The organism is Streptomyces sp. NPDC050546 (assembly GCF_044457425.1).
GTDB lineage: Bacteria > Actinomycetota > Actinomycetes > Streptomycetales > Streptomycetaceae > Streptomyces.
This window is the reverse complement of the sequence record NZ_JBITGX010000029.1, coordinates 54412-70331: the sequence shown is the minus strand read 5'-3', so window position 1 is coordinate 70331 and position 15920 is coordinate 54412. Positions and strand designations below refer to the sequence as shown.

Sequence of the window (15920 nt, the reverse complement as noted above, 5' to 3'; positions counted from 1 at the left end):
AACCGGAACCCGAGGAGCCGCCATGTCCGACCTGTCGCCGAAGCCCGCCGCCGGAGTGTCCCGGCGCACCGTCGCCAGAGCGACGGCCGCCGCCGGCCTCGCCGTGCTGCTCGGGGCCGCGAGCGGCACGGCCCGTGCCGGGGCGGCCACCCGGCTCGGACCGCGCACCCTCGACGTGTCCGTGGCCTCGGCCGCGCTCGGCCGCAGCGCACCGGTCCGGCTGATCCTGCCGTCGGGTTTCGGCTCGCAGCCGGGGCGGACCTACCCCGTGCTGTACCTGCTGCACGGTGCCCACGACGACTACACGTCCTGGACCCGCGAGACGGACATCGAAGCCTTCACCGAGGGCCGCGACCTGATCGTGGCGATGCCGGACGCGGGCCCCACCGGCATCCCCAGCGTCTGGCGCGGCGGCCCCGACTACGAGACCTTCCAGATGAAGGAGGTGCCGGCGCTGCTCGCCCGGGACTACCGGGCCTCCGGCGTACGGGCGGTCGCCGGGGTCTCCACCGGCGGCTACGGCGCGATGGCCCACGCGGCCCGCCATCCCGGGGCGTTCAGGGCAGCGGCGTCCTACAGCGGCATCCTCGACACCACCGCCCCCGGTGTTCCCGCCATCATGGACGCCATCGTGGCCCGGGAGAACCTGCCGGCCGCGTCCCTGTGGGGCAATCCGGTGTTCAACCTCCTGACCTGGCGGGACTTCAACCCGCGCGCCCGCGCCACCGGGCTGCGCGGCACCGCCCTGTACATCTCGCAGGGCAGTGGGGTGGGCGGCGGCGGCGATCCGCTGCCCGGGATCCTGGAGAGCGCCCTGTGGCCCTCGACCCAGGGTTTCGCCCGCACGCTGGCCCTCATGGGTGTCCCGGCCACCACGCACTTCTACGGGGGAGGCGGACACGACTGGGCTCACTGGAAGCCGGAGTTCACAGCCTCGTGGCCGGTCCTCGCCCGTGCGCTGGGCGTGCCGGAGTGACGGAGGCGCCGTCGGGGCACGGAACGGAGCGGAGGGGACGTCCGTCCAACACTGGACTTCCCACTCGTCCCACCGGCAACAGCCCGCGGGTGAGCCGTTTCCGGTCGAAAGGAGTGTCCGTGATGGCCGTGCCCACCCCGCACGGCGTGCCGGAACGCCCCGGCACGCCGCCGGTGCCGCCCGAGCTCGCGGAGCTGCTGCGCGCCCAACTGGCCTCCGTCGCCGACCTGGTGGAGGAGGAGGTCTGCCGTCAGGTGCCCGAGTACGCGCTGCCCGCCGGCGGGACGTACCGCAAGAACCTGCGGTCCGGGGTGGTGCAGGCGCTCACCCTGTTCGTCGACCACATCGCCGACCCGCGCGACGACGGAGGCGCGATCGCCGCGACGTACTACGAACTCGGGCGCGGCGAGGCCCTGGAGGGCCGCAGCCTGGACGCGTTGCAGTCCGCGCTGCGGGTGGGCGGGCTGCACGCCTGGCGGCTGATGGGGTCCACGGCGGAGCAGATCGGCCTCGACTCCGCTGCCGTCGCCGCGCTCGGTGAGCTGGCGTTCCGGACCGTGCACGAGGTCGCCCAGGCTGCCGCGGCCGGTTACGCGGAGGCCCAGCTGCGCGGCACCGACGAGTTGGAGCGGCGCCGCAGGCGGTTGCTGGACCTGCTGCTGGAGGACGGCCCGGTGGCACTGGAGGCCGTGCAGGACCTGGCCCACGGCGCACGCTGGCCGGTGCCCCGGACGGTCGCCGTGGTGGCGCTGGCGGCGGCGCCGGACCGGCGGGAGGAGGACCGGCCGCTGGCGGCGGCGGGCGCGCTGGTGGACATGGAGTCCCGGCCGCCGCGCATGCTGGTGCCCGATCCGGACGGCTCGGGCCGCTTCGGCCGGGCGTTCACACTCGCCCTGCGCGGCCGGCCCGCCGCGATCGGCCCGACGGTAGCGGTCACGGAGGCCGCGCGGTCGCTGCGCCTGGCCACCCGGGCGCTCGGGCTGATGGGACGTGGCATCCTGCCCCGCCAGGGCGTGGAGCACTGCTCCGACCATCTGTCGACCCTGCTGCTGTACGGCGACGAGCCGCTGCTCGAGCGGCTCCAGACGCGGGTTCTCGCGCCGCTGGACACGGTCTCGGCGGGGCAGCGCGACCGGCTCGCCGAGACCCTGCTGGCCTGGCTGCTCAGCGGCAGCAACGTGCCGGACGTCGCCGCACGGCTGCACATCCATCCGCAGACGGTCCGCTACCGCCTGCGCCAGCTGGAGAAGCTCTTCGGGGACGCCCTGCACGATCCGGACACCCGCCTCGATCTCATCCTCGCGTTGCGCGCGGAGTCCCTGCACACACGGCAGAACTGACTCCCGCATTCAGCGGCGTACTCAACAGGCGACAAAAAACAGCGGGGATTCCATAATCCCGTCCATAACTCCCGGTGAGGGAAAGCGAATACGTTCGGGCCGTCCTTTTTCGCAGGCGCTTCACGCGCCTCACACGCGGAGGATCCCCCATGCGTATCCGTTTGTGTCTAGCCGCGCTCTCGCTGGTCGGCGGGGCCGGGCTCGCCACCCTCTCGGCTCCCCCGGCCTCGGCCGCGGCCTGCTCCGACGTGGAGCTCGTCTCGGCGCGCGGCACCTTCGAGCCCGGGACGCTCGGCTTCATCGTCGGCGACCCGGTGCTTTCCGCGCTGCAGAAGAAAGCAGCGGGCAAAAGCGTGACCGGCTACAAGGTGAATTACCCCGCCGACCTCTCCCCGACGTCCGCGGCGCAGGGCAATCTGGATCTGGTGAACCATGTGAGGAGCCAGGCCGCGGCCTGCCCGAACCAGAAGTTCGTTCTCGTCGGCTATTCGCAGGGCGCGAACGTCGTCGACAACTCGATCGGCATCAGCAGCGCGGGCGCGGTGGTCGGCAGCCCCATCGTGGCCACGCTGCCCGCCGCGGTCGAGCCGAAGGTCTCCGCCGTGCTGCTGTTCGGCAACCCGATCCGGGCCCTCGGCAAGAGCGTCACCGGCACCTACCAGAGCCGCACCCTGGACCTCTGCGCCCAGGGCGACCCCGTCTGCGAGAACGGCGGGGGTGACGTCGGGGCGCATCTGAGCTACCGCGACGACGCCGACGCGGCCGCCACGTTCGCCGCGGGCAGGCTCTAGTCCCGGCAGCACACCAAGGGGCCCGGGAGGATGTCCTCCCGGGCCCCGTTCCGGTGTCTAACGGGGTGACCTGGCGAACCCGGCGAGGCTGGTGGAGACCACCTCGGGCTCACCGTCGTTCTGCGCGGGCGCGGCGGTCAGCACGTCCAGGTGCTGGTAGCCGTCGGCGACCACGGGATGCAGCTCGGGCGGCACCCGGCCGGCCAGCAGTCCCTCACCGGCGAGGACCGTGAGCACCGGGTTGGCGGTGAGCCCGCCCGGATGGACGACGAGCTTCTTCACCTGCGGCGAGGTGCCCAGCTGGATGTCCGTGACCAGCTTGGTCGGGAAGTACTGCTCGGTGAAGTCCAGCGGCTGCTCGGCGAGGCTGCGGGCCAGCTGCCGGATGTCGGTGACCTCCTCGCCCGCACCGGTGAACGGGGTGCCGTCGGACGACCGGTGGCCCGGGTCGTCGGGATCGCCGACGCGGTCGTAGTTCCGCCAGGTGTAGAGCGGACCCTGCGGACGGTCCGGGATGGCCTTGTACGCGGTGCCGTACAGACCGGGCTGCCCCGCACCGCCGTTGGCGACGGGGAAGCTCTTGTCGGCGATGGGCCCGCCGTCGAAGAAGCCGACGCTGGTCTGCAGGAACGCCAGCGGTACGGAGTTGTCGTCCAGCAGCGCCCCGAGCACCGCCCCGTTGGTGAGCCGGAAGTCCTTCACGGACGGCGTACCGCTGAGGAACGCGGCGGTGTCCTTGGCGAACAGGAAGCGGTTGGTGGCCTCGACGTTGAGGTTGGACGGCAGATAGCGGGGCAGGTCGGCCTCGCCCTCCAGGTCCTTGAGGGCGCCGAGGCCGGCGATGCCGAGCAGCGTCATGGTCTCGGGATTGAGCAGCACCGGCGCGGACAGGGTGCGCGACAGCAGTCCGCTGTCCAGTCCGGCCTGGACCACGCCGTGGCCGAGGCCGATGTCGGGCAGGTTGGTGTCGTCGGGCAGGCCCCCGCTGAGGTCGGCGAGCGAGGTGGAGACGGTCGTGTCGAGGGCGAAGTAGCCGGCGCACTGGTTGTACCCGGCGTCGGTCGTGGTGGCCCGGTTTCCGTCGAAGTCGGCGGCGGCGAAGTACCCGGTGACGACCCCGCCCAGCGAGTGCCCGCCGCACAGCACCTTCCGCTTGCGCTGCGCCTGGTCGGGCAACTCGGCCGTGAGCAGGTCGTACTGGTCCCGGACGGTCTGCTCGATCCCGAGCTTCGCCATCCAGCCCAGTTGTGCGTTGTCCGCGTAGCCGCCGAAGGTCCGGCCGTCGACCTGCTTGCCCCGGTAGTAGTAGTCGACGGCGCTGTGCTGGTCGCCGGAGGCGATGCCGGTGCGGTCCTCCAGGCAGTTGGAGCGGCGGTCCAGTGCCCAGAACTCGATGTGCGCACCCTGCTCGGCGGCCCTGGTGACGGTGTTGCGGGCGACGCTGTCGAACGCCCCGGCTCCTTCCAGGATGCCGGGCTGGGCGATGAGGATCCGGTCCGCGCCGGCCGGCTCGGCGGGCCCTTCGGCCGAGCGGTAGCGCAGATACGACAGCCAGTCACACGCGGCCGGACGAGGCCCGGCCGACTCCGGCAGCGGCACCTTCACCCGTACGACGGACTCGGTCACCCCGGTGACGGGGGAGGTCGACGCGACCGGCGTCTCGGTCCGCGCCCCGTCGGCCCGGGCACCCGGGGCGGCGGCCGTGAGTGTCCCGGCGGTCAGCAGTACCGCGAGCGCGGCACCGCGCCACTTCCCTCTGTGCGTAAGGTTCATGTCCATGCCACGGACGCTAGGGCGGTGGCACCACCGCTCTCAGGGAGTGCTGATGAGAACTCAGCTTCCGGACGGCGGCTTGTCACCGGCGCACAGCGCGCACCCGGGCCCGGCGCGAGAGGGGCTCCGTACCGCTTCTGGACGTCACCGAGCTGCGGACCGGCCGTTTCGGGAGCATGGTGGGGCTATGGACGGTCAACCCCCTGTGGTCGTGCAGCCGCCCGCGACGGACGGCGGACGACTGGTGACCATCCACGGCGAGCGCATGGGCGTCGCCTACAGCCTCTTCGACGTACTGGACCTGCTGCACCGCGAGGGCCTGCCCACGGCCGACACGGCCGTCGACGACACCGAGCTGATCGAGTGGCAGGGCGGCGGCCCGTACGACTGGAACAACGGGGCGTCCGACGAGGCGTGAGCCTGCTCAGGCCTGCCCCGGATCGTTGTCCGACCCGGCCTCGGCCAGCCCGTCGAGACGGTCGCGCTGGGCGGGTGTCAGGTCGAGAGCCGCCGCGGCGAGGTTCTCCTCCAGGTGCTCGATCCGGGCCGTGCCGGGGATCGGCAGGACGACCGGCGCACGGTCGAGGAGCCAGGCGAGCGCGACCTGTGTGGGCGTGGCCCCGAGCTCGGCCGCCACGGCGGCGATCTCCGCCTCGGCCCCGGTCTTCCCCCACGCGACGGGCCGCCACGGCAGGAAGGCGATACCGGCCGCCGCACACGCCGCGAGAACGGGCTCGTGCTCGCGGTCGAGCAGGTTGTAGCGGTTCTGCACGCTCACGACGTCGACGATCTCCCGGGCCTCGGCCAGCTCGGCGACGGTGACCTCCGACAGCCCGATCCGTCCGACCAGGCCCTCGGTCTGAAGCTCCCGCAACGTGCCGAGCTGGTCGGCGAGAGGAGTGTCGGGGTCGATGCGGTGCAGCTGGAGCAGTTCGATCCGCTCGACCCGCAGCCGGCGCAGGGCCTGCTCGACCTGGTCGCGCAGGATCCCGGGCCGCCCGTCGAACTTCCACTCGCCTCCCGGGCCGGTACGCGCGACACCGACCTTGGTGGTGATCAGCAGCCCCTCCGGGTAGGGGTGCAGCGCCTCGGCGAGCAGCTCCTCGTTGGCTCCCTCGCCGTACAGGTGGGCCGTGTCGATCAGGGTGACGCCCAGCTCCACGGCCCGCCGGGCGACCGCGAGGGCGTTCTCCCGGTCCGGCTCGGGCTCGGTCGGCAGGTGCATGGCTCCGAAGCCGAGCCGGCGTACGGCCAGATCCCCGCCGATGCGGAAGGTGGTCGATGTCATGAGCCTCTCCGTCCCCCTCTGCTCAAGGGCCAACGCTAGCAAGTCGGTTGGCGTCCGCTCCGGCCTCCGGGGCCCGCCTCGCACACCGCTCCCCCGCCCTCCGCGCGCCGCGCTCGGCGAGCCGATGTCAGTGCCCGGCGCTACGCTGCGCGCAAATGACCCTTTTGCCCCTCCGGGAGGTTCACATGGTCACGCGCCTCAATCCGTACCTCACCTTCAACGGCGAAGCCCGGCAGGCGATGGAGTTCTACAAGGAGGTCTTCGGCGGCAACCTCACCCTCAACAGCTACGGCGACTTCGGCCAGGCGGACGCCCCGAACGCCGACAAGATCATGCACGGCATGCTGGAGACCACCAGCGGCTTCACCCTGATGGGCGCCGACAACCCGCCGGGCATGGAGTCCGCGCCGGGCAACCCCTTCTCCGTGAGCCTGAGCGGCGACGACGACGCCGAGCTGCGCGGCTACTGGGAGAAGCTGTCCGCGGGCGGCTCGGTGTCGGTGCCGCTGGAGAAGCAGATGTGGGGCGACGAGTTCGGCATGTGCACGGACCGCTTCGGCACCCCGTGGATGGTCAACATCGGCGGACCCGGGAACTGAGCGGAGCCCGCCGGGACGGTCCAGGACCGTCCGCCGCCGGAGCCGCCCGTCCGCGCCGTTCCACTGCCGGCGCGCACGGGCGGCTCTGCTGCGCCTGGGGCGAGCTTCACAGGCCCGCCTCGCGGGTTTTGTTGGTACGTCCTGACAAAGCTGTTGACATCCCCAGAAGGCGCCCGCATAGTACCTGCCACTAGAGCGCGCTAGTAACGCGCTCCAGGCAGCCATAGGTCCGCAGCCCCCGGACCGCGCGGCTCCCCTCTCCCCGCACAGTGAGGTGCACCCGACATGCGCAGACACCACAGATCCGCAGCCCTGACCGCCGCCGCCCTCGTGGGCGCGCTGCTCGCCGCCGGCTGCTCCAGCGGCTCCGGCGGGAAGCAGTCCGAGACCGGGGGCACCGACGCCGCGGCCGGCAAGGCCACCACCCCGCGGATGACCGTCGCCATGGTCACCCACGCGGCGCCCGGCGACACCTTCTGGGACCTGATCCGCAAGGGCGCGCAGGCCGCTGCCGCGAAGGACAACATCAAGCTCGTCTACTCCAGCGACCCCGTCGCGGGCAACCAGGCCAACCTGGTGCAGAACGCGATCGACCAGAAGGTCGACGGCATCGCGCTCACCGCGGCCAAGCCGGACGCCATGAAGGGCGCGGTGGCCAAGGCCAAGGCGGCCGGCATCCCCGTCGTCGGCTTCAACTCCGGCCTGGACAACTGGAAGGAACTCGGCATGCTCGAGTACTTCGGCCAGGACGAGAACATCGCCGGTCAGGCCTTCGGCGAGCGCCTCAACCAGCTGGGCGCCAAGCACGCCGTCTGCGTGATCCAGGAACAGGGCCAGGTCGCGCTGGAGGCGCGCTGCGCCGGCCTGAAGAAGGGCTTCAAGGGCACCACGGAGAACCTGTACGTCAACGGCGCCGACATGCCCTCCGTGAAGTCGACCCTGACCGCCAAGCTCCAGAAGGGCTCCACCATCGACCAGGTGGTCACGCTCGGCGCCCCGATCGCCCTGACCGCCGTGCAGTCGGTACGGGACGCGGGCAGCGAGGCCGAGGTCGCCACCTTCGACCTCAACAAGGACGTCGTCACCGCCGTCCAGGGCGGCGACATCGAGTTCGCCGTCGACCAGCAGCCCTACCTCCAGGGCTACCTCGCCGTCGACGCACTGTGGCTGTACAGGACGAACGGCAACTTCAGCGGCGGCGGCACGGCTCCCGTACTCACCGGGCCCGCGTTCATCACGAAGGACAACGCCGACACCATCGCGGAGTTCGCGAAGAAGGGGACGCGCTAGAGCGGCGCTTGGCGGGCCTGGGCGGCCTTGGCGACGTACCTACTCCGCCGGGGCCGGCCCGCTGGTCCCCCGTACCACAAGCTTCGGGTCCAGCACCGCTTCACGCGGCTGCAGTTCCCCGTTCTCCAGCCGCTCGACGGCGAAGCGGACGGCGTGCTCGGCCATCAGGACCGCGTCCTGACGGACCGTGGTCAGGCCGATCGGCATCAGGTGGGAGAGATGGCTGTCGTCGTAGCCGACGACGGACAGGTCGCGCGGGACCTCGATGCCCGCCCGGGTGAGGGACATCAGCAGACCCATCGCACAGCGGTCGTTGCCGGCGAGCACCGCCGTCGGCAACGGCCGTCCGCTGTCGCGCTCGGCCAGGAGCAGATCGCCCGTCTCGACACCGGACTCCTCCGTGTGACGGCCGGGAATGACCCGGGCCTCGGCCTCCAGCCCGTGGCGGCGCATCGCGGCACGGTAGGCACGCCGCCGCTCCGCGGAACCGGGACCGCGTCCGCCGTCGATGTGCACGATCCGGCGGTGCCCCAGCTCCACGAGATGGTCCATGGCCTGCCGGACGCCCTTGCCCTCGGCGGAGTGGACGAAGTCGACATGGGCCTGGGGCACGCGGCGGCTGACCGAGACCGTGACCGTGCGCTGCCCGAGCTCGCCGAGGTAGCCGGGCTGGGCGTCCGGGCCGAGCAGGATCACCGCCTCGCAGCGGTGGCTGAGCAGCGCCTCGACCGCCTTCGCCTCGCTGCGCCCGCGGGTGGAGCCGGAGAGCAGGACGTCGTACCCGAGCCGCTCGGCCTCGGGATAGATGCCGGTGATGAGATCCGTGTGGAAGGTCTGGTGCACGGCGAACATCACACCGAGGGTGCGGCTGCGGCCACGGGCCAGCAACCGGGCCGCGCTGTCGGGCCGGTAGCCGATCTCGTCAGCCACGCGCAGGACCCGCTCCCGCGTCTCCCGGCCGGCTCCCGCCTGGTTGCGGAAGATGATCGAGACGAGCGCGCGGGAGACCCCCGCCTTCTCGGCGACGTCCGCCATCGTGGGCCGCTGCCTGCCCGATGCATCCACCTGTGAACCCACCCTCCGACGGCGCCCACCTTACGGGGTGTCCCGCACGGGGCTCGGGCCATGGGGCCCCGCAATCATCCGGCAACAACCTATTGACATGACATTTGGACAGGGGTCATCGTACTCGACTAGAGCGCGCTAGTAGCGCGCGTCACATCGCTCAGGCACCCTCCCCCTCTCCCCTCAAGGACACTGACCATGGCAACGGCGCCCGTCCCTCTCCGTACCACCGTCGGCAACCTGTGCCTCGGCTCCGCCCCCGACTCCTGGGGGGTGTGGTTCCCCGAGGACGAGCACCAGGTGCCGTACACCCGCTTCCTCGACGAGCTGGTCCGGGCGGGCTACGAGTGGCTGGAGCTCGGCCCGTACGGCTATCTGCCCACCGATCCGCAGCGGCTGAGGGCCGAACTGGACGCCCGGGGCCTGAAGGTCTCCGGCGGTACCGCGTTCGGCGCGCTGCACCGGCCCGAGGCGTGGGACGAGATGCTCGCCCATGTCCGGCAGGTCGCCGCGCTCACCGCTGCCGCGGGGGCGCGTCATCTCGTCTTCATCCCACCCATGTACCGGGACGAGAAGACGGGCGCGTTCACCGAGTCGCCCGAGCTGACCGCCGAGCAGTGGGCCGGTTTCGGCCGGGCCGCCGACCGGCTGGGCAGGCTGCTGCTGGAGGAGTACGACGTACGGCTGGTCGTCCATCCGCACGCCGACAGCCACATCCAGACGCAAGCAGAGATCGAGCGGCTGCTCAACGAGTCCGACAGCCGTTACACGAACCTGTGCCTGGACACGGGGCATGTGGCGTACGGCGGTGGGGACAACCTCGATCTGATCCGCCGGTTCGGCGAGCGGGTCGGCTATGTGCACATCAAGCAGATGGATCCGGAGATCCTGGCTCAGGTCGCGGCCGAGGACCTGTCCTTCGGTGAGGCCGTGAAGCGCGGGGTGTGCGTGTCGCCGCCCGCAGGGGTGCCCAACCCGGCCGATGTGGTGGGTGAACTGGCCGGGCTCGACGCCGAGTTGTTCGTGATCGTCGAGCAGGACCTGTACCCGTGCGCTCCCGAGGTGCCGCTGCCCATCGCGGTCAGCACCCGTGAGCACCTGGCGGGCTGCGGTCTTTCGGGTACCCGCCGCCCCGCCATCGACAGGTAAGGAGCGGCCATGGACCTCAGGGACGACACGTCACCATCCCCCGACCCGGCCCCGGCCACCGGAGTCACGGACGAGACCCCGCCGGCGGTCTCCCGGCGGCTGCGGATGATCACCATCATCGCCACGTTCGGTGGGCTGCTCTTCGGCTACGACACGGGCGTCATCAACGGCGCCCTGCCCTATATGACCGAGGACCTCGGTCTGACCCCGGTCACCGAGGGCATGGTCACCAGCTCGCTGCTGCTGGGTGCCGCGCTGGGCGCCGTGACCGGCGGCCGGTTGTCGGACGCGCGCGGAAGGCGGCGCAACATCCTGCTGCTGGCCGTGCTCTTCTTCGTCGGCGCGCTCGGCTGCACGCTCGCCCCGACGACCGAGGTGATGATCGTGGCACGCTTCGTGCTCGGTCTCGCGGTCGGCGGCGCGTCGGTGACCGTACCGGTGTATCTCGCGGAGGTGTCGCCCGCCGAGCGGCGCGGCGCTCTCGTCACCCGGAACGAGCTGATGATCGTCTCCGGTCAGCTGCTGGCCTTCACGTCCAACGCGATCATCGCGCGGCTGGGCGGCGAGTCCGGCGGGGTGTGGCGCTGGATGCTGGTCATCGCGACGCTGCCGGCGGTGGTGCTCTGGTTCGGCATGCTGGTGATGCCGGAGAGCCCGCGCTGGCTGGCCTCCCAGAGCCGTTTCGGCGAGGCCCTCGAGGTGCTCAAGCAGGTGCGGTCGCGGGCCCGGGCCGAGGCCGAGCTGAAGGAGGTCTCCGCCCTCGCCGTCAAGGACGAGCGGGAGAAGCTCGGCGGCTGGCAGGACATCAAGAGCACGCCGTGGGTGCGGAAGCTGATGTTCGTCGGGTTCGGCATCGCGATCGTGCAGCAGATCACCGGCGTCAACACGATCATGTACTACGGAACGCAGATCCTCACCGACGCCGGTTTCGCCGCCGACAGCGCGCTGACGGCGAACATCGCCAACGGTGTGATCTCGGTGCTGGCCACCTTCGTCGGCATCTGGCTGCTCGGCCGGGTCAACCGCCGGCCGATGCTGATGACCGGCCAGCTCGGCACGACCGCGGCCCTGTTGCTGATCGGCGTGTTCTCCCTGGTGCTGCCGTCCGGTGATCCGCGGGCGTTCGCGGTGCTCGCGATGACGGTCACCTTCCTCGCCTTCCAGCAGGGCGCGATCTCACCGGTGACCTGGCTGATGCTGTCGGAGATCTTCCCGATGCGGATGCGCGGCTTCGGCATGGGTGTCGCGGCCGTGGTGCTGTGGCTGACCAACTTCGTGATCGGTCTCGTCTTCCCGTCCCTGGTCTCCGGGATCGGGATCTCCAACACCTTCTTCCTGTTCGTGGTGGCGGGTCTGCTGTCCCTCACCTTCGTGAAGCTGTACGTCCCCGAGACCAAGGGCCGCACCCTCGAGTCGCTCGAGGCCGAGCTCCGGACGCGCTTTTCCTGATCATCTTTCGAGGAGTCATCCATGACCGTACGAGTAGGCGTCATCGGCGCCGGAATGATCGGCCAGGACCACATCCGGCGGCTCACCGAGGTCGTCACCGGGGCCGCTGTCACGGCGGTGGCCGATGTCGACACCGAGCGTGCCGCCGAGGTGGCGGCCCGGATCGGCGCCACCGTGCTGCCCACCGGCGCTGACCTGATCGCCTCCCCCGATGTGGACGCCGTCCTCGTCACCTCCTGGGGGCCGACCCACGCCGAGCACGTCCTCAACGCGATCGCGGCCGGCAAGCCGGTGTTCTGCGAGAAACCCCTCGCGACGACCGCCGAGGACTGTCTGCGGATCGTCGAGGCCGAACGGGCGCACGGCCGCCGGCTGGTACAGGTCGGGTTCATGCGGCGCTTCGACGCCGGCTACCGCCAGATGAAGGAGGTCCTGTCGACCGGTTCGCTCGGGGCCCCGCTGATCGTGCACTGCGCCCACCGCAACCCGACCGTCCCGGAGTCGTACCACTCCGCGATGGCCGCGCAGGACACGGCCGTGCACGAGATCGACGTGCTGCGCTGGCTGCTCGACGACGAGATCGTCTCAGCCCAGGTGGTCACCCCGCGCGCCACCAGCAAGCGGTTCGGGCACCTCAAGGACCCGCAGATCATGATCTTCGAGACCCGCGAGGGCGTCCGTATCGACCTGGAGGTCTTCGTCAACTGCCAGTACGGCTACGACATCCAGTGCGAGGTCGTGGGCGAGGACGGCCTGGTCCGGCTGCCCGACCCGGCGGCCGTCGGGATCCGCACCGCGGCCCGGCACGGCACGGGTGTGCTGCAGGACTGGAAGGACCGGTTCGCGGAGGCCTTCGACACCGAGTTCCGCGAGTGGGTCGCCACCGTGGCCGCCGGCACCGAGCCCACCGGACCGTCCGCCTGGGACGGTTACGCCGCCACCGTCATCTCCGACGCCGCCGTCCGCTCCCAGGAGAGCGGCGGCGGAGAGATCGTCACCGTCGACATCAAGCCCCGCCCCACGTTCTACGGAGGCACCGCGTGAAGATCGCCCTCGACCCGTACATGCTCCGTGCCCTGCCGATCGACGAGATGGTCCGCACGGTCGCCGAACTCGGTTACGAGTACATCGAGTTGTCGCCGCGCGACGAGTTCATGCCGTTCTTCCTGCACCCGCGTGCGGACGACGCGCGGGTGGCGGAGCTGAAGAACGCGCTGCGCACACACGGTGTCCAGCTGTCCTCGGTGCTCCCGCTGTACAAGTGGTCCTCGCCGGACGAGACCGAGCGGCAGGCCGCCGTCCGCAACTGGAAGCGGATGATCGAGATCACCGCCGACCTGGGCTGCCCGCTGATGAACTCGGAGTTCAACGGTCGCCCCGAGCGTGCCGCCGAGAGCGAGGCGGCCTTCTGGCGCTCGCTGGAGGAACTGCTGCCGGTGTTCGAGCGCGAAGGCATCGCTCTGAACCTGGAGGCCCACCCGGACGACTTCTGCGAGGAGAACACCCCGGCCGTCGATCTCGTCCGAGCGATCAACAAGCCGTGGGTGAACTACCTGTACTGCGCCCCGCACACCTTCCATCTGTCGGGCTCCGACCCGACGGCGGACATCGCGGCGATGATGCGCTACGCGGGGGACAAGCTCCAGCACGTGCACATCGCGGACTCCTTCAACCACAAGGGAGGCGGCGGACTGCGCTACATCCTCAACCCGCCGGGCACGCCGGCCCGGATCCATCAGCACCTCGACATCGGTCAGGGCGAGGTCGACTGGGACACCTTCTTCGGCACCCTGCGCGAGCTGGGTTTCGACGGTGTCGCCACGGCCTGTGTCTTCGCCTGGGAGGAGCGGGCCCGGGAGTCGTCGGCGTTCATGCTGGACCGCATCCGGAAGGAGCTCGCGGGCTCGTGAGGACGACGAGCTGCCGGGTCGCCCGGGTCATCGCCACATAGCGGTCGACCGCCCCTTCGACGCCGGTGCCGAAGTCCTCCGGGTCGACGAGGACGACCAGGTCGAACTCCAGCCCCTTCGACAGCTCCGGGGTCAGTGACCGGACACGGGACGAGGGGGGCCGGAAGGCGGGATCGCCGATGACACAGGCGATCCCGTCGGCATGGGCGGCCAGCCAGGTGTCGAGGATCGAGTTCAGCTCGGCGGCGGCTCCGTGGACGACGGGGACGCCGCCGGTGCGGATGGAGGCCGGGACGTTGGCGTCCGGGAGCACGGCCCGGATGACCGGCTCGGCCTCCGTCATGATCTCCTCCGGCGTACGGTAGTTGATGCTCAGCGAGGCGAGGTCGATCCGGTCGAACCCGACCCGTTCGAGCCGTTCCCGCCACGACTCCGTGAAGCCGTGCCGGGCCTGGGCGCGGTCCCCGACGATGGTGAAGCTCCGGGACGGGCAGCGCAGCAGCAGCATCTGCCACTCGGCGTCGGTCAGTTCCTGCGCCTCGTCCACGACGATGTGCGCGAAGGGGCCGGCGAGCACATCCGGTTCGACGGTGGCCAGTTCGGCCTCGTTGACCAGGCTGACCTGGGCGTCCTCGCCTCGCAGCATGGACACCAGGCCTTCGCCCTCGTCGCCGTCGGCGCCCGAGTTGGCCGTGGCCTCGATCAGGGTGTCGACGACCCGCGCCATGTGCTCGCGCTGGTCGGCGAGGACGGCTTTGTTCCGGCGCTTGCGCCGGGCCGTCCTCGGGTCGCCGAGCCGCTGCCGTGCGGCGTCCAGGATCGGCAGGTCGGACACCGTCCAGGCCTGGGCATCGGCGCGCTGCAGCTTGCGGACCTCGTCCCGGCTGAGCCACGGAGCACACATCCGCAGATAGGCGGGCACCGACCACAGGTCCGACACGAGGTCGGCCGGTTCGAGCAGCGGCCATGCGCGGTTGAAGACCGTGAGCAGCTCCCGGTTCTGCGTCAGTGATCTGCGGAGCAGGTCGGCCGGCACGTCGCCGTCGTGCTTGTCCTGGAGGATCGTGAGCAGTTCCTCCCAGACCTGGTCGCGTGCCTCGTTGTGCGGGGTGCCGGGTTCCGCCGCTTCGAAGGCCACGGCCCAGTCCTGGGCGCTGAGGTGGATGTCGGACCAGTGGGTCGTGACCGTCATTCCCTCGGCGGGCGGCTCCTCGTAGAACCGGACGGCCTTCTCGATCGCCCTCACCATGTCCGCCGACGATTTCAGGCGTGCGACGTCCGGGTCGGCCTCGGCCCCCGCCGCGGCTCCCTCGGTGACGAGGTCCCGCAGGACGCAGGTCTGCACGCCTTCCTCGCCGAGGCTGGGCAGGACGTCGGAGACATAGGACAGGTAGGGCCGGTGCGGGCCGACGAACAGCACGCCGCCCTTGCGGTGCCCGAGGCGGGGGTCGGAGTAGAGGAGGTAGGCGGAGCGGTGCAGGGCGACGACGGTCTTGCCGGTGCCCGGGCCGCCGTCGACGACGAGGGCGCCGCGGGAGCCCGCGCGGATGATGGCGTCCTGGTCGGTCTGGATGGTGCCGAGCACGTCCCGCATCCGGGGCGAGCGGTCGGTGCCCAGGCTGGCGATGAAGGCGGACTGGTCGTCGAGCGCGGCGTGCCCGGAGATGCCGTCCGCGGTGAACACCTCGTCCCAGTAGTCGCTGATCCGGCCGCCGGTCCAGCGGTACCTGCGGCGGCTCGCCAGGCCCATCGGGTCGGCGTGGGTGGCTCCGAAGAACGGCTCGGCGGCGGGGGAACGCCAGTCGACCAGCAGCCGGCTCCCCTCGCTGTCCGTGAGGCCGAGTCGTCCCACGTAGACGGGCTCGGAGCCGTCGGCACCGACCATGTGCCCGAGGCACAAGTCCAGTCCGAAGCGGCGCAGTGCGCGCAGGCGGGTGGTCAGCCGGTGGATCTCCGCATCTCTGTCCATCGCCTGCCGGCCATGGCCGCCGGGCGCCTTGCGCTCAGCCGCCAGTCGGCCGGACAGTTCGGCGATCGACTGCTCGAGGCACTCGGCGATGGCCGCGAAGTGCCGCTCGTCTCCGGCGGTCAGCGCAGGGTCGGCCTTGTGGGAGAGGCGGTCGGGAAGATCGAACGCGGTGGTGGTCAGGGGGGTCACGTCATGCTCCCGTATCCGCAGGTCCTGGGCTCAGGCCGGACAGTCTGCGGCACCAGGGGGGCCTTGCCGCAAGGCCCCCTGTGCGCTATAAGTTGAGAGTGGCAAGGAGATCTCTCCTTGCCTTTCTTGTTT

14 protein-coding genes are annotated in these 15920 nt (G+C 71.0%); 10 read left to right on the top strand and 4 right to left on the bottom strand.

Going from position 1 to position 15920, the window contains the following annotated elements; all coding sequences use genetic code 11:
* Positions 1–22: 22 nt before the first annotated feature.
* The 3 genes from ACIBK5_RS42350 to ACIBK5_RS42340 all read left to right on the top strand — a co-directional run bounded on the left by ACIBK5_RS42350 (position 23) and on the right by ACIBK5_RS42340 (position 3107).
* Complete coding sequence (locus ACIBK5_RS42350) at positions 23–976, top strand: alpha/beta hydrolase (protein WP_399028633.1); 954 nt, start codon at positions 23–25, stop codon at positions 974–976.
* 122 nt (positions 977–1098) lie between these two features.
* The gene (locus ACIBK5_RS42345) at positions 1099–2316 is read left to right on the top strand and encodes a PucR family transcriptional regulator (RefSeq protein WP_399028632.1); all 1218 of its coding nucleotides are present in this window, start codon (positions 1099–1101) and stop codon (positions 2314–2316) included.
* A 149-nt stretch (positions 2317–2465) separates the two neighbouring features.
* Entirely contained in the window at positions 2466–3107 is a 642-nt protein-coding gene (locus ACIBK5_RS42340; protein WP_399028630.1) for a cutinase family protein, read from the top strand.
* Positions 3108–3164: 57 nt separating this feature from the next.
* Here ACIBK5_RS42340 and ACIBK5_RS42335 read toward each other — a convergent pair whose 3' ends face one another.
* A complete protein-coding gene (locus ACIBK5_RS42335; RefSeq protein WP_399028628.1) occupies positions 3165–4886 on the bottom strand; it encodes a hypothetical protein in 1722 nt (573 codons plus the stop codon).
* A gap of 181 nt (positions 4887–5067) precedes the next feature.
* Between ACIBK5_RS42335 and ACIBK5_RS42330 the strand changes: the two genes are divergently transcribed.
* Complete coding sequence (locus tag ACIBK5_RS42330; protein ID WP_358609388.1) at positions 5068–5298, top strand: hypothetical protein; 231 nt, start codon at positions 5068–5070, stop codon at positions 5296–5298.
* Between the two features lie 6 nt (positions 5299–5304).
* On the opposite strand, the gene ACIBK5_RS42325 is transcribed toward ACIBK5_RS42330, so the two are convergent.
* Positions 5305–6168 carry an aldo/keto reductase gene (locus tag ACIBK5_RS42325; protein ID WP_399028626.1) on the bottom strand — a complete coding sequence of 288 codons (864 nt, stop codon included), beginning with the start codon at positions 6166–6168 and terminating at the stop codon, positions 5305–5307.
* A gap of 185 nt (positions 6169–6353) precedes the next feature.
* On the opposite strand from ACIBK5_RS42325, the gene ACIBK5_RS42320 reads away from it, so the two are divergent.
* Together ACIBK5_RS42320 and ACIBK5_RS42315 are read left to right on the top strand one after the other, a co-directional pair.
* The gene (locus tag ACIBK5_RS42320; RefSeq protein ID WP_399028624.1) at positions 6354–6767 is read left to right on the top strand and encodes a VOC family protein; all 414 of its coding nucleotides are present in this window, start codon (positions 6354–6356) and stop codon (positions 6765–6767) included.
* Positions 6768–7052: 285 nt separating this feature from the next.
* Positions 7053–8057, top strand: coding sequence for a substrate-binding domain-containing protein (locus ACIBK5_RS42315; protein ID WP_399028622.1), 1005 nt, complete (start codon positions 7053–7055; stop codon positions 8055–8057).
* Between the two features lie 39 nt (positions 8058–8096).
* On the opposite strand, the gene ACIBK5_RS42310 is transcribed toward ACIBK5_RS42315, so the two are convergent.
* Positions 8097–9092, bottom strand: coding sequence for a LacI family DNA-binding transcriptional regulator (locus ACIBK5_RS42310; protein ID WP_399028667.1), 996 nt, complete (start codon positions 9090–9092; stop codon positions 8097–8099).
* Positions 9093–9320: 228 nt separating this feature from the next.
* On the opposite strand from ACIBK5_RS42310, the gene ACIBK5_RS42305 reads away from it, so the two are divergent.
* The 4 genes from ACIBK5_RS42305 to ACIBK5_RS42290 are packed head-to-tail and all read left to right on the top strand — an operon-like array spanning position 9321 to position 13630.
* A complete protein-coding gene (locus ACIBK5_RS42305; RefSeq protein WP_399028620.1) occupies positions 9321–10271 on the top strand; it encodes a TIM barrel protein in 951 nt (316 codons plus the stop codon).
* Between the two features lie 9 nt (positions 10272–10280).
* Positions 10281–11720 carry a sugar porter family MFS transporter gene (locus ACIBK5_RS42300; RefSeq protein ID WP_399028618.1) on the top strand — a complete coding sequence of 480 codons (1440 nt, stop codon included), beginning with the start codon at positions 10281–10283 and terminating at the stop codon, positions 11718–11720.
* Between the two features lie 21 nt (positions 11721–11741).
* Positions 11742–12764 (top strand): Gfo/Idh/MocA family protein, encoded by a 1023-nt coding sequence (locus ACIBK5_RS42295; RefSeq protein WP_399028616.1) that lies wholly within the window; start codon positions 11742–11744, stop codon positions 12762–12764.
* Positions 12761–13630: a sugar phosphate isomerase/epimerase family protein gene (locus ACIBK5_RS42290; protein ID WP_399028614.1), complete on the top strand. Its 870-nt coding sequence runs from the start codon at positions 12761–12763 to the stop codon at positions 13628–13630. The genes ACIBK5_RS42295 and ACIBK5_RS42290 overlap by 4 nt, the downstream gene beginning before the upstream one ends.
* On the opposite strand, the gene helR is transcribed toward ACIBK5_RS42290, so the two are convergent.
* Positions 13590–15788 carry an RNA polymerase recycling motor ATPase HelR gene (gene helR, locus ACIBK5_RS42285; protein WP_399028612.1) on the bottom strand — a complete coding sequence of 733 codons (2199 nt, stop codon included), beginning with the start codon at positions 15786–15788 and terminating at the stop codon, positions 13590–13592. The two genes, ACIBK5_RS42290 and helR, sit on opposite strands and share 41 nt — an antisense overlap.
* Between the last annotated feature and the right edge of the window lie 132 nt (positions 15789–15920).